This is a genomic window from Bifidobacterium sp. LH_512 (genome assembly GCF_056356435.1).
On sequence record NZ_JBKEUE010000003.1, the window covers coordinates 24,199 to 39,152 of the forward strand.

Here is a 14,954-nt window from a genome sequence, read left to right on the forward strand (position 1 = left end):
GGCCACCATTGAATACGAAAATCCAATGATATTGCCTGATGATGTCACGGTACATACCGGCGGAGGCAGTGTCGCGTTCCTGCACGCGCGTACGGGAATGGTCTGGGCGATCAGCGAAAGCGACAGCGTCAATGCCGTCTTCCCAAAAGAACCGAGCATGGAATTAGGAGACGGCGGGAAGGTGACGGTTTCGTCTGATGGCTCCATATGGGGATACCGCCCGCACGATGGCATGGTACTGAAATTGGATGATGCTTCCGACACGACCATTGCGTTCATATGCTCGTTGACTTCTGAAGCTTCGATGCAAGCGGATTCGTTTACCGTGGTCGGCGAGGAACCCGCAATGCTTTCAGGGCATCGGGTGTATACCAAGCACGGCGTTGTTGAAGTCAGTTCCCTTGCGTCACCGATCACATTGCAGTCTTCGCCGCATGATGCCGTTCAACAGAGGTGGCTTGCGGTCGCAGGACTTGGACAGATGGCTGTTATTGATTTCGATGCCTTAAACGAGCCGCCCGTTGTTTTGGACTCGGGACAGACCGGCGAGCCTGCGGTTCCGGTTTCACTGAACGGATGCGTATATGGCGCGTGGCAGCAGAAGGAGAACAATTATCTGTCTGTTTGCGATCCGAACGTGGATGCAGATATGCCGGGCTTTCGCTCTCTGCACGATATTGAATCTTCTTCAGATCTGGTTTTCCGTGTGAATCATGGCTATGTGGCGCTTAACAACATTACGGATGGCACTGCTTGGGCGCCTTCAGAATCTGTGGCGCCGATGGATATCCGTTGGGATGATATTGCAGGTCAAGATGGCACGCAGGAACAAGATATTCCACAGTCCACGGCCAATGCGTACAACACCATGCAGGACTGTATTGCCGATACCGTTCCTGTCATAGCCAATGACGATGAATTCACGGTACGGCGTGGAAGAATTCAGATTCTCGACGTGCTGCACAACGACGTTCAATCGGATTGTTCCGTATTACGCATCGAACGAATAGGACGTATACAAACGTCTGGGCAAACCGCATCCGGGCAGACTGCAGCCATGCAATCCACATCCAAGAAAACCACAGCTGGACGAATCGCTTCCGAACAGCTTAAAAACGCTGTTGATATTGCACTGGCATATGACGGGCGTTTCCTCCAGTTCGACGCCAGCAATGCAGCTGACGGCAGCGTGCGTTTCACCTACGAGATATCCAATGGGATTGGACAAACCGCGCAAGCGTATGTCACCGTCAACATCCATGACGACGATAATCATGCTCCTCAGCGGCACAATGTGCCGATAGAGTATCGCATCGAACAGGATGGAATCCTGCAGTTCAACGTTTTGGAAGGATTCTTCGACCCTGACGGTGACGCTTTGATGCTTACGCGGGCGAATGTCATCGGCCAGACGCCGGCCCAGTTGAGCACGCGCTCAGATGGACTGGTGGAATTCATGCCCAACGGAGCCCCAATAGGCAGAGTTGATGTGGAAGCGTTCGTAAGCGACGGAATCGAAACATGCAAAGGAACCATATCCGTTCTTATCAGAGAAAACGGTACTTTGCCCGCGCTATTGGATCCGGTTTCCGTAACGGCATTCACCATGACTCCCACAACTATCGACATGACGGAACATATTCATGCCACAGGAGCGAGCAGTCCTTATATCACTGATGTGCAGACAGATGGAAATACGAATGTCTCCCTCTTGAAAGGAGGACTTGGCATATTATTCGAAACCCAGTCTCCAGGAATCCATTATCTGTCATATTCCGTGCTTCAAGGCACTGTATCGAGCACAGGGCGCGTACGAATTGATGTTCGCACTTCGTCCGGAGAAGACGCCGCTTTGCCCTTAGCCGTGAACGATGTGACTGTTCTCAATCCTTCGGGAGAAACCATTATCGCCCCATTGCTCAATGACATCGACCCAACTGGCGGCGTTCCCGCGATTATCGATGTGGAAGATCCAAGCAATACGATTTCGCACGCGATTGTGGAAAACCGCGTTCATCTTATATCCCGTGAAACACTGGAGATTCCAATCGATGTAACCTATACAATCGCGAACCGTTACGGAAACGACGTTGGCACCATCACCGTGCTTCCAAACAACACTCATCATGTTTCCGGCAATACGATGCATGCGCCGAATATCGAAGTTCAGGTACGAACTGAAGGATTGGTATCCATTAAGGTGCTCAATCATATTATCGGCACTCATGAACGCACTTTGAGTCTTGAATCCGTTCATCCAACGAATCCCGACATATTTCAAGGATTGGCTTTCATATCAGGCGATGTCGTCCGATATCAGGCGAATGCCGCATCCGGCCATTACGAATTGCTGTATACGGTCCACGACGACCTAGGTAATATCGCATCCGGAACCATTGATATCAACGTGCACGACAGCGATGCCGCACACAAAGCCAAACCGGTTCCCGACGATATTGAGACGCAGGCCGAAGCAGGCAGTCAGACGCGTATTCCCATTGATTTGACAGGAACAGACACGGATGGCGATGACCTCCAATTGCTTGGATTAGGTAACACGGCACCGACACTGGGGCGAATCACTACCGTCGGAGCCGATTACATGATGTATGAAGCGTATCCGGATTCACGCGGAACCGATATATTCACCTATGCCGTAGAGGATTGGACCGGACAGCGAGCGCAGGGAACCATACAAGTGGCCGTATTCCAAGAAAATGGAAGCACCAATATGCTTGCCCGCAATGATACGGTTACACTCCGCCCATCATCCACCTCCACCGTACAGGTTACGGCTAATGATCTGTCTTCGGATGAATCCAACCTCGTTGTAGACGAGCATTTGGAATCCGTCGATATTCCAAACGCACAGGTTCTCGACGATGATTCAATATTCCTAACCGCCCCACAGGAGATTGGAACATATCACATTGTATATCGGGTCCATAATGATGCGGGATTGTCGGCAAGCGCGGTGCTTACCGTCATTGTCGACCCGGATGCTTCTATCGCACCACCCATAGCCTACGACTACCAAGTGCCTCCGTCTGAGACCGTTGATAAACGCACGATTACCGTGGATATGTCTCCTTGGGTTGTTAATCCTTCCGGATCGCAAAACGATTTGTCTATCAGCGTGCATCCTTCGGCTGCGGAGCGTGCACGTATCAGCGCGCATAATACGATGGCGGTCAGTATCGATCTCACCGAGAAAACAAGTTTCATACCTTATGTGGTAACCGACACCGTTCATGGTCTTACTGCAACTGCTTTTATACAAGTTCCGGCCTATGGCGTGTTCCCTCCCACGCTGCGCCCAAAAGCCCCTGTACTATCGGTTGAGGCAGGTGATTCGCTGGAAATCAATATCAACGATCATGTTCGTGTGGGAGTCGGCAAACAGCCGATTATCGACCCATTGTCAGTGAGCGCCACCAAGGCATCCAATACCGATTTCGTTAAGGATTCCAGCACGCTTGTGTTCACTGCGGAATCGGATTATTCTGGCCCGGCTTCTTTGACGTTTACGGTAAGCGATGGTCGGTTTAGTGAAGACACGGCGTTTATCAATACTTCGACATTGACATTGTCGATTAGCGTATCGGGAAAGCAGGTTGTTCCTCCGACTTTTACCGATACCGTTATTGATATCATGCCAGGGGAAGATCCGCTGATGTTGGATTTGTTCAAGCTCACTCGCGCATACGATGATTCCGACTTCTCATATTCCGGCGGTGGTCATCAAAACGGAGTCACCGTCACCGTACAGCAGGATGGGCTGTTGAACGCACAGGCTTCCTTTGATACGGCAATAGGTGGAATCGCTCATTTCCCGATTACCATTACGTACTCGCAAGGCGTAGTGCATGCAGGAATATCCGTTCGAATAGTCGCTTCGGACCGACCTTTGGCGAATGCATCCGTACCGCCTATTACGATTGCGGCCGGTTCAAAGCAAACAACGGATGTCTTCCAGCATGCGTTCAATCCATTCCCTGAAACACCGTTGACATTAGTCGATTGCTCTATTGATCACGCTGCGTTCACAGTCTCTTGTACAGATGACGGCGTCGTATCGATTACGGCGGCGGAACACATCGATTCCGGAACTTACACGGCCCATTTCATCATAGATGATGCGACCGGAAGCGCCGAACGACGGGTAACGGAAATTTTCAATGTCACAGTTATCAACGTTCCACAAACACCGCGCTTGTTGGAAAAAGACTGCGATGCGGGCAATGGAATGGTTATGCTCCGCTGGAATGCCGGGGCTTCCAACGGTTCGCCAATCACTGGTTTTGAAGTTTCCTGGTCGGGTCCTAATACCGGCACGAAATCGTGCGGGGTGCAGACCGCTTGCACAATTGATCAGTTACGCAATGGCCAGCAATACCATTTCGTTGTTCGTGCTATTAATGCGGTTGGCGCCTCACCAGATTCGAATACCGTGTCGCTAACGCCGGATCAGTTGCCTTCCGCCCCAACCGGTGTAGAAATTCGTCCAGGATATCAAACCGTTATCGTGCATTGGAATGCTCCACAAGGTGATTTCAGCCAAATCGTAGGATATCGCATCACATTAATCGGGCTGCCTTCCGGCAGCATTGCCAAGGAAGCGTCAGCAACGGCTTCTTCGGCAAGTTTCGACATCAGTCACAGCCATATACATGATGGAATGTCAGTGACCGCAGTCGTCGAAGCGCGCAACGCGGTCGGATACGGGCCGGAATCACGCCCCTCCTCCCCCGCATTCCCATGGTCGACGCCAGACATGCCGAATGTGCACGCTTATCAAGCCAAGCACAACGGCAACAGCGTTATCGTTTCAGGCACGCTCTCGGATTTGCGCAATACCACATGCTCTGAAATCGCTTTGCATCTGGAAAACCGCAGCGCGGTCGTGCCTTGCGCGGCTCCGTCACACGCATTTACGTTAACCAGTGACGATTATTTTACGGATCTCAGCGTCTCAATCACATTGAGGACTGAAGAAACGTCGCCAATCACGAATGCGGGCGAACATGTTCATCCAACCTACGAACCCACTCCGCCTGCACGGGTCTCCATCATTCCACGCGACAACCATTGCATAGTCACGTGGGATGCGACCGGTACGTACCATGATGCGTTCGTCCTCCATGTACAAGGCGAGGAACACACAGTAAAATCCGAGTCGTATCAATACGAAATCCAACCATGGTCGCCATGCGGAACGGTCAGCGTGCAGCAAACCTTCAAAAAGCGTGTAAGCGAACCCGCCAGCGCGACCAATAACGATATGGCGAACAAGCAACCGGCAATCATAAGCCTATCCATGCGATGGGATGACCGTAATACCATCAACGCCACCATGCGGAATATCACCTACGGTCAAACCGCAATACTCGTCGTCACCGTATACCACGAAGGCGAAACCGCTTACGTCACGCGAATCCCCGCATTACAAACAGCGGCGACATTCGACTTATCCCGATTCGAGGGAGACGGCATTTTCACATGGTCCGTTCATCTCGAAAACGGTGAGCCCGAACTCATTGATTCCGTTCGTGACCAAGGTATTGTCACCAGCCGTCATATGAATCAACGACCGGAAGCATTGTCTTCTGATCAGGGTCTGGCGCAAGGCACCGGATTGGTAGACGACTCCCCGATTTCCAGGCCAAGGAGCAACCATGATGATGACATCGAATAAACGCTTGCCGAAAACTGCGCAACCCAAGCACATTACCATGCGATCAAACGACGAAACTGCATACTTGCCCGTGCACAAGGAAGTGCAGATTGATGACCGGACGCGAATCAAGCCTCGAATGCAAAACCGCGTCAGCGCGCACTTCGATGACCGCACGCATATCAACGACCGTACGCTGCTTCGCGATGTGCCAGCGTCTCCCCCGCAATATGCACGGAGCAGCGCAGCAGGCACAATCGCAACGAAACCGCATTCTGAATCGTTCCAAACCAGCTACATGGCGTTATCGGACAGCCTGAACACAATCATATTAGGCAAGGAAAATGCGGTGCGATTGTGTATTGCGGCTGCAATTGCTTCGGGACATATTCTGCTCGAGGATGTTCCGGGAACAGGTAAAACACAGTTAGCGAGCACACTCGCCGCCTCGCTTTCCTTGTCGTTTGCAAGAATCCAGTTCACCCCCGACATGCTGCCCTCCGACATTTTGGGTACGACCATTTACAACCAGCATGATGGAACATTCCGATTCCGTCCCGGTCCGATTTTCGCATCCATAATTCTCGCGGATGAGATCAATCGAGCTTCACCCAAAACCCAGTCGGCTTTGCTGGAGGCCATGGAAGAAGGCGCCGTCACCATCGATGGAATTCGCCGCCCTTTACCGAAACCTTTTCTTGTTATCGCCACACAGAATCCGACCGACCATGTAGGTACGTACCCGCTGCCGGACGCGCAACTAGACCGCTTCCTGATTCGCGTTGCGCTTGGTCCGCCAGATCATGACGCGTCACTTCGGCTGCTTGGCAGGGCAAACGCGACGCCTAAGGCGACACCGATATTATCGGCGGATGAGTTCGCAGCCTTGCATGATTATGCACAACATGTGTATGTCAGCGATGCAATCAACGAATATGTCGTACGTATCGTGGAGCAGACCCGTCATACTGAATCCGTTGCCTGTGGTTCGTCGATTCGCGGCGCATTGGCGCTTATTCGCTGCTCTCGAGTGTGGGCTGCTCAAGATTGTCGAGAATTCGTAATCCCCGATGATATTCGCGACATTGCCGTCCCTGTATTGGCACATCGTATACGGATGACGCCTGAATCCAATATGGCTGACGTTACCGCCGCCGACGCCATCACGGATGTAGTGAATGCTGTGCCGCTACCGGAAGCAGGAGTATCATGAACCTCGATTTTCTTTACGCGGTTGCATCGAAACAACGGATTGTTGCCGCCAATCTCATATCAAAACGGCATAGTCGGAATAAAACGCATATCGGTTTGACACATGTCGGTAAGTTCTTGGCTTGTCTGATGATGCTTTGCGCCTTGGGGTTTCGTATGTTCCACTGGCGGGAACTACTCGTATCCTGCTTGCTTTGTTTCGCCTGTTGCATGCAGGCGCCGCTGCTGCTACGCCGTCATCGCAACATGCATGCCACGATAGTGTGCCCACATGCCGCAGTCGTTGGAGATACCGTCGAAATGTCAATAACCGTGACTAATTCAAGCGCGCGTTCGTCACCACAATTAGAGGCTGTTTTGCCGCTGAACGATCACAACGTCATATTATCGATTCCCGGTATCGACGCATATAGCGAAACTCGCGTAACCGTACCATTCCACGCACAGACTCGCGCCGAACTTGAAGCAGGACCTTTGCTGATATATCAGGAAGATCTCTTATCGTTGGTCTGGAAGAAATATCCGATATCGAATGCCACGCATATATTCATTCATCCTGTCACCATGACTGTCGATTCCTTCCGCAATAAGGATTCCTCAATATTGCACGAAGAAAGCACTGCCAGCGCCGCTGTACAGGATATGGAATTTCATGGATTGCGGGAATATGAACCCGGCGATGACCTTCGCCATGCTCATTGGATCAGTACCGCGAAAACAGGACGGCTGATGATTCGGCAATACGATGCGTCGCGGCAAGCTGAGCCGCTTATCGTACTATTCACCAGCGCCGCCTCGTACGGTTCGGCTGCAGAATTCGAAACTGCAATAAGTCTGTACGCGTCATATGGTTTGAAGAGTCTACTTGATCATCATCCAACACATACCATCTGCACTGATGATATTCATCAATGCCGCATCTGGACGAACGCAAGAACGCTATTGAATACTTCAAGTTCGCTGCAGCCTGACTTTGACGCCAAAATCACGTCACACGCCGATCATGTTCAGAATCTGCTGCAGTCCGGCGCATACACGTCATACATCGTAATTGTCGGTTCCAATCATACCGACGCAATGTTGTGTGGTATGACGGCGTATGCGCCCCAGTCGAGCAATGTTCTTATCATCCGCGTTTGCGAAAACGAAGAATCCTCCATACGTCGTATTGCAGGAGGGTGGCTTATAACAGTCGGATCCCTACTTGAATTCAGGCAATTCAATAAGGAGATTCCATGACCACCCGCGCAATCCGTTTCGTATTCGATTGGATCGGGCGCATATATGAGTATTCTCGATTCCGCTTACTGCACGGAAGTTCCGATGGTTCGCGTTCTAACGATTCACATCCCATCAATACCCGACCTAAATGGAACAGGCCCAAAGCGATTATCGTTGAATCGACTATAAACGCCAATAAGTTCGAGCATTCCACCGTCATGTCGACGAAGCGCATTCTGACTGCATGCATGGATTCACCCATTCTTGTTATCTGCATGCTGCTGGCCTGCACAGCCATGATTGACGTGTATGGCTCAATCGCACTATGGTGTTTGGCCGCTATTCCAGCATCCTGTATCGGAGCGATCATCGCTTTCGTTCCTTCTTCCGACAGTGTTTTTGGCTGGCTGGCAAAACTGGGCATAATGCTGTTCGCACAATTCACGATCGGTCCGATTGTACTGTTGCATGAAACAACGTTGTTTCATGTGCTGCCGACCTCGGCGACACTCATCCAAGGCTTCCAGTCGCTTTTCACCTCATGGAAAACAATTATCGGAATACCGCAGCCCGTCGCACGGCTCGGTGGCGCTCCGATCGCGTTGTGGACGATTATGCTGTGGATGACGTTCCTTTCGGGATCGCTATTTGCACGCGCAACCGCTGTGAATACTTACAGATATACGAAATCCGAAAAACATAATGCTTCTTTCAAATATGTCTTCGCCAGCATGATGACGATATGGGCGTCGCTTGTAATCAGCAACCTTCTCGGAACACAAACCAATCGAAGCGTGGTTCAAGGCTGCATTGGCTGCATGATCGTATCAGTACAAGTTCTATGGTGCAACCTATACCGGCGAAGAATGCTTTCTATGCGGTTCCCCCCGTCTCGCCATCTTTCTCGGCACGATGTTTTACAACTGCTGCGAAACCATTGGAAGTTCAGCATCGTGACACTGTTCATCATCGCATTTGTTTGCCCAGCCATGATTATGCCACTTGGTAGCAGAATCACCTTGCGCGACTGGTATACGCCACCAATTGACTTATATGGTAGATCCAGTCCGCTGTCAGGCATGCGGTCGCTTCTCAAACAGCATGCCGATGACATCGTACTATCCGTAACCGGGCTTCCTGCCGGTACTCCGATCCGGATTGCCGTAATGGATTATTTTGACGGGAATATTTGGAGTTTCACCGATGATGAGGCGAACGCCTTCCATCCGATCGGAGCTTCTATGGACGGGGATCATTCCGGTAATCCTTTCACCGCAACGTTCACTATTGGAGAAGGATTGGATGACATTTGGCTTCCCTTAGCCGGAGAAACTTATTCCATAACATTGCATTCCAACAATGACGGTCTTTCGATGGGGAATAATTCCACCGGGAATAATTCTTCTTCCGAAAAAGTGCCGGCGGCAGCGTCAACGCTTCTCAACGCATATGACATCAATATGTTGTATAACGCGAAAACGCATACCGGCTTGTTCGTTCCCGGCTTGGTTCCAGGCCTGTCATATACCGTGTCTGGAACAATTCCCGAGAATCCCGATATCGCGGAGATAGCCGACTGCGATGGCGTGACCATGCAGCAATCCGACGCCCAACATGTTCCAGCTTCCGTTGGTGATATGGCCTCTATTCTCGCGGGATCTCGGTCATCTGCTGGTCAGACCGCCATATCGTTGGCGGAATCCTTATCGAGTTCAGGATGGTTTTCGCATGGCATTGACGGTGATTATCCATCTCTGGCAGGTCATGGCAGTCATCGTGTTGATATGCTGCTAACTGGTGACGCTATGGTCGGCGACAGTGAGCAGTACGCTTCGGCGATGGCGTTAATGGCTAGAGAATTAGGCTTGTCGTCACGCGTGGTGCTTGGGTTCACCAGTGATGGTCAGACTGCTGACGGAAATCACGTGGAATTCACTGGAGCTGACATACAGGCGTGGGTGGAAATACAGTTTGAACATTATGGCTGGGTTGCGTTCGATCCGACGCCCTCGGAAACCAAAATTCCGGATGATGCATTTGATTTGTCGCCACCGAATCCTCAGTCGACTATTCGACAACCCGGCGTTCCTTTGGCTGAGCGAATCCGTGAGGAGACCCGCCCTAACGGCCACAGCTCTATTTCGGGGCAAAATGCAAAAGCTCCGGAAACTACCAACAACGAACAACCACGTCCGCTTGTACTGGCTCTGTATGCAGTATCAATACCGTTAGGATTACTGTTTCTAATAGTTGTCGGACTGCTGGCGCTCAACTCGATGTTGATACATGTTGCGCAGCGCAAAGGAACTCCGGCGCAACGGATAGCTGCCGGCTGGAAGATTCTTACCGGTTTAGCGGCATATTGTGGTGTGGATACAAGCGGCACGCGCAGGGATCAGACAACCCGCATCATCGCGTACATTCGCTCTACCAGGAACGCGAATCGGAAACGCATACAGAATCATATGTCTCAGCAGACTATGCGTCAGCACCATGCGAATCGTCTCTCCACGCATTGTGATGAAACGACGCTTACGGCGTTGTGCGCTCAAGCCGATAAGGCGATGTTTTCTCATGAAGTGATGTCGGAGAGGCAAGCGCGGGAATATTGGTCTGCGGTGCTTGCGCTGCGACGATGGATATTGCAATCCATACCCAAGCCACTGCGTTGGAAGATCAGGCTTGCTTTGCAAAAGGCCTGACTTCCACGTTTGCGAGAAGTCAGGCCTTTCACATTACAAGCAGTCACCTAACCATGTCTGCCATGTCGTGACCATCAGTTGCCGATCACAGCTCTTCGCCGAGGTCCATCTGGCCGCCGTTATCATCCAGGAAGTCGTCCGGGTTGAAGTCGTCGCCGAGCTTCAGATCGCCGAAGTCAATGCTGGAGAAGTCCACATCGCTCAGGTCGGCGTCGGAGAAGTCCGTGTTCACGTCGCCACCCAAACCGAAGTTCGGGTAGATGGTGTCGCGAATGGCCTTATCCGGCTCCACAACAGCGTTGCGGTAACGAGCCAGACCAGTGCCAGCCGGAATGAGCTTACCGATGATGACGTTCTCCTTGAGGCCCTTCAGGTCGTCGACCTTCTGGCTCAAGGCGGCTTCGGTAAGCACGCGGGTGGTTTCCTGGAAGGAGGCGGCGGACAGCCAGGAGTCGGTGGCAAGAGAGGCCTTGGTAATACCCATGAGCTCCGGACGGCCGGCGGCCGGCTTGCCACCGTTCTTCACGGCTTCCATATTCGCTTCCCTGAAGCGTGCCTGATCGACGAGTTCACCCGGCAGCAGCTTGGTGTCGCCGGAGTCGATCACGGTGATGCGGCGCAGCATCTGGTGCACGATGACCTCGATGTGCTTGTCGTGGATGTCGACGCCCTGGGAGCGGTACACGGTGTGCACTTCTTCTACGATGTTCACCTGGGCGGCGCGAGGTCCGAGGATGCGCAGGATCTTCTTCGGATCCACGGAACCTTCGATCAGCTGGGTGCCGGCCTTGACGTGATCGCCATCCTTGACCAGCATCGGAGCACGGCGGGTCACCGGGTAGGTGATCGGTTCGACGCTGTCGTCGTCCGGCTTCAGTGTGACCTGACGGCCGCGCTCGGTGTCTTCGACCTTCACGACGCCAGCGAATTCAGCGATCGGAGCCTCGCCCTTCGGGGTGCGGGCTTCGAAAAGTTCCGTAACACGCGGAAGACCCTGCGTGATGTCGGAAGCCGAAGCGACGCCACCGGAGTGGAAGGAACGCAGCGTCAGCTGGGTACCCGGTTCGCCGATGGACTGTGCCGCGACGATGCCGACGGCTTCGCCGACATCCACCAGCTTGTTGGTGGCCAGAGACCAGCCGTAGCACTTGGCGCACACGCCACGCTTGGATTCGCAGGTCAGCACGGAGCGGGCCTTGACTTCCTCAACGCCGTGGGCGACAAGGTCGTTCAGCACATCCATGCTCAGCGCGTCGCCGGCCTTGTACAGCACGGTAGTGCCGTCGGCCGGATCGATCACGTCGGAGGCGAGCAGACGGGAGTACGGGCCACCGTCGGCTGCCTTGACCAGCACGAGGTTGCCGTTCTCGTCGCGTTCGCCGACCTTCATCGACAGACCGCGCTTGGTGCCGCAGTCTTCTTCACGCACGATAACGTCCTGGGAAACGTCGACCAGACGACGGGTCAGGTAACCAGATTCCGCGGTACGCAGTGCGGTATCGGCCAGACCCTTACGTGCACCGTGCTGGGAGATGAAGTATTCCAGCACGGTCAGGCCGTCACGGTAGTTGGACTTGACCGGTCGAGGAATGATTTCGCCCTTCGGGTTAGCCACGAGGCCTCGCATACCTGCGATCTGACGAATCTGCATCCAGTTGCCTCGTGCACCGGACTGAACCATGATGTTCACGTTGTTGTCGTCGTGGAAGTTCTCACGCATGGCGTCGGCGACCTTGTCGGTGCACTCGGTCCACAGGTTGATCAGTTCCTGACGGCGTTCCTCGTCGGTCAACAGACCCATGTCGTACTGGGAGTTGACCTTCTCGGCCTGAGCCTCATAGTCCTTGACGATGTCTTCACGATCCGGCGGAGCGACGATGTCGGAGAACGCCATCGTAACGCCGGACCACGGTGCGCGGGTGAAGCCCAGATCCTTCAAGGCATCCAGGGTTGCGGCGACCTGCTGGGTCGAGTAACGCGTTGCGATGTCATCGACGATTTTCGACAGCTTGCCCTTCGGGGCCTGCTCGTTGATGAACGGATAGTCAACTGGCAGGGTGCCGTTGAACAGGATGCGGCCGTAAGAGGTGGCGAACAGCACGGAGCCGTCAGAGAAGCGCTCTTCCTTGACCACGTCCGGGCTACCCGGTTCCGGATCAACGACCTTGACTTCGCTCGGTTCCCAATCCTTCGGCAGCACGAAGTCTTCAGGCATACGAATCAGCACCTTGGACTGCATATCGATCTCGTGACGGTCGAGAGCCATTTCGGCTTCTTCCAGCGAGGAGAAAATGCGGCCCTGGCCCTTGGCGCCTTCCACCACGGTGGACAGCCAATACAGGCCCAAGATCATATCCTGGCTCGGCATGGTAACGGTGTGGCCGTCAGCCGGCTTCAGGATGTTGTCGGATGCCATCATCAGCGAGCGGGCTTCAGCCTGTGCTTCGGCGCTCAGCGGCAGGTGGACTGCCATCTGGTCGCCGTCGAAGTCGGCGTTGAATGCGGCGCAGGCAAGCGGCGGCAGGTGGATGGCCTTACCTTCGACCAGAATCGGTTCGAAGGCCTGGATGCCCAGACGGTGCAGCGTAGGTGCACGGTTGAGCAGCACCGGATGCTCGGAGATGACCTCTTCGAGCACGCCCCATACTTCGGAGTCGCCGCGGTCGACCAGACGCTTGGCGCTCTTCATGTTCTGGGCGAGGTTCAGGTCGACCAGACGCTTGATGACGAACGGCTTGAACAGTTCCAAAGCCATCGGCTTCGGCAGACCGCACTGGTGCATGCGCAGGGACGGGCCGACGACGATAACGGAACGGCCGGAGTAGTCCACACGCTTACCCAGCAGGTTCTGACGGAAACGGCCCTGCTTGCCCTTAAGCATGTCGGAAAGCGACTTGAGCGGACGGTTGGAGGCACCGGTGACCGGGCGTCCACGACGGCCGTTGTCGAACAGGGAGTCGACGGCTTCCTGCAGCATACGCTTTTCGTTGTTCAGCATGATTTCCGGAGCACCGAGCTCAATCAGTCGCTTGAGTCGGTTGTTACGGTTGATCACACGACGGTACAGATCGTTCAGATCGGAAGTGGCGAAGCGGCCACCATCCAGCTGAACCATCGGGCGCAGATCCGGCGGAATAACCGGGATCACATCCAGCACCATGGCTTCCGGCTTGTTGCCGGTGGTCAGGAATGCGTTGACGACTTTGAGTCGCTTCAGCGCGCGGGCCTTGCGCTGGCCGGAGCCGGTGTCGATTTCTTCGCGCAGCTGCTTGGAAGCGGCTTCCAGATCAAAGTCCTGCAGGCGCTTCTTGATGGCTTCAGCGCCCATGCAGCCTTCGAAGTAATCACCGTAGCGATCTTCCATTTCACGCCACAGGTCGACGTCGCCTTCCATGTCGCCCGGCTTCAGGGACTTGAAGCGGTCGAACACAGCGCTCAGACGCTGAATCTGCTCGTCGTAACGCTGGCGGATCGCAGCCATATCGCGCTCGGCGCCGTTGCGCAGCTTGGCGCGTGCGGAGCCCTTGGCTTCGCCTTCGGCTTCAAGCTGGGCCAGATCGGCTTCGACCTTCTTGGCTCGTTCTTCGATGTCGAGGTTGCGGCGCTTCTCCAGGTTGGCGATTTCGTTGTCGAATTCTTCCTGAAGGTCCGGCAGATCCTGATGACGCTGCTCTTCGTCCACCTTCGTCACCATATAGGCAGCAAAGTAGATGACCTTTTCGAGGTCCTTCGGAGCGATGTCCAGCAGATAACCCAAACGGCTCGGAACACCCTTGAAGAACCAGATGTGGGTGACCGGTGCGGCCAGTTCGATGTGGCCCATGCGCTCACGACGCACACGGCTCTTGGTGACTTCCACGCCGCATCGTTCGCACACGATGCCCTTGAAGCGGACGCGCTTGTACTTGCCGCAGGCGCATTCCCAGTCGCGGGTCGGGCCGAAGATCTGCTCACCGAACAGACCGTCCTTTTCCGGCTTCAGGGTACGGTAGTTGATGGTTTCAGGCTTCTTGACCTCGCCGTGGCTCCAGTTACGGATGTCGTCGGCGGTGGCCAGGCCAATCCTCAGTTTGTCAAATGCGTTGACGTCCAGCACTCTAATGTCCTGTCTTTTTTGTTGGTTGCTCACGTTTCGGGGACCGTCC

At 53.8% G+C, this 14,954-nt stretch carries 5 protein-coding genes; 4 read left to right on the forward strand and 1 reads right to left on the reverse strand.

Annotated elements, in window-relative coordinates:
• Window positions 1–97 precede the first annotated feature (97 nt).
• From AC1AWD_RS06955 to AC1AWD_RS06970, 4 genes are read left to right on the forward strand one after another with little or no spacing between them, the layout of a single operon-like run.
• Window positions 98–5,695 (forward strand): Ig-like domain-containing protein, encoded by a 5,598-nt coding sequence (locus tag AC1AWD_RS06955; protein WP_476565030.1) that lies wholly within the window; start codon window positions 98–100, stop codon window positions 5,693–5,695.
• The gene (locus AC1AWD_RS06960) at window positions 5,676–6,887 is read left to right on the forward strand and encodes an AAA family ATPase (protein WP_476565032.1); all 1,212 of its coding nucleotides are present in this window, start codon (window positions 5,676–5,678) and stop codon (window positions 6,885–6,887) included. Before AC1AWD_RS06955 ends, AC1AWD_RS06960 begins: the two co-directional genes overlap by 20 nt.
• Window positions 6,884–8,125 (forward strand): DUF58 domain-containing protein, encoded by a 1,242-nt coding sequence (locus AC1AWD_RS06965; protein ID WP_476565034.1) that lies wholly within the window; start codon window positions 6,884–6,886, stop codon window positions 8,123–8,125. The genes AC1AWD_RS06960 and AC1AWD_RS06965 overlap by 4 nt, the downstream gene beginning before the upstream one ends.
• A complete protein-coding gene (locus tag AC1AWD_RS06970) occupies window positions 8,122–10,809 on the forward strand; it encodes a transglutaminase-like domain-containing protein (protein ID WP_476565036.1) in 2,688 nt (895 codons plus the stop codon). The genes AC1AWD_RS06965 and AC1AWD_RS06970 overlap by 4 nt, the downstream gene beginning before the upstream one ends.
• Window positions 10,810–10,894: 85 nt before the next feature.
• Here the strand turns inward: AC1AWD_RS06970 and AC1AWD_RS06975 are convergent, their stop codons facing one another.
• Window positions 10,895–14,905 (reverse strand): DNA-directed RNA polymerase subunit beta', encoded by a 4,011-nt coding sequence (locus AC1AWD_RS06975; RefSeq protein WP_476565038.1) that lies wholly within the window; start codon window positions 14,903–14,905, stop codon window positions 10,895–10,897.
• Window positions 14,906–14,954: the final 49 nt, after the last annotated feature.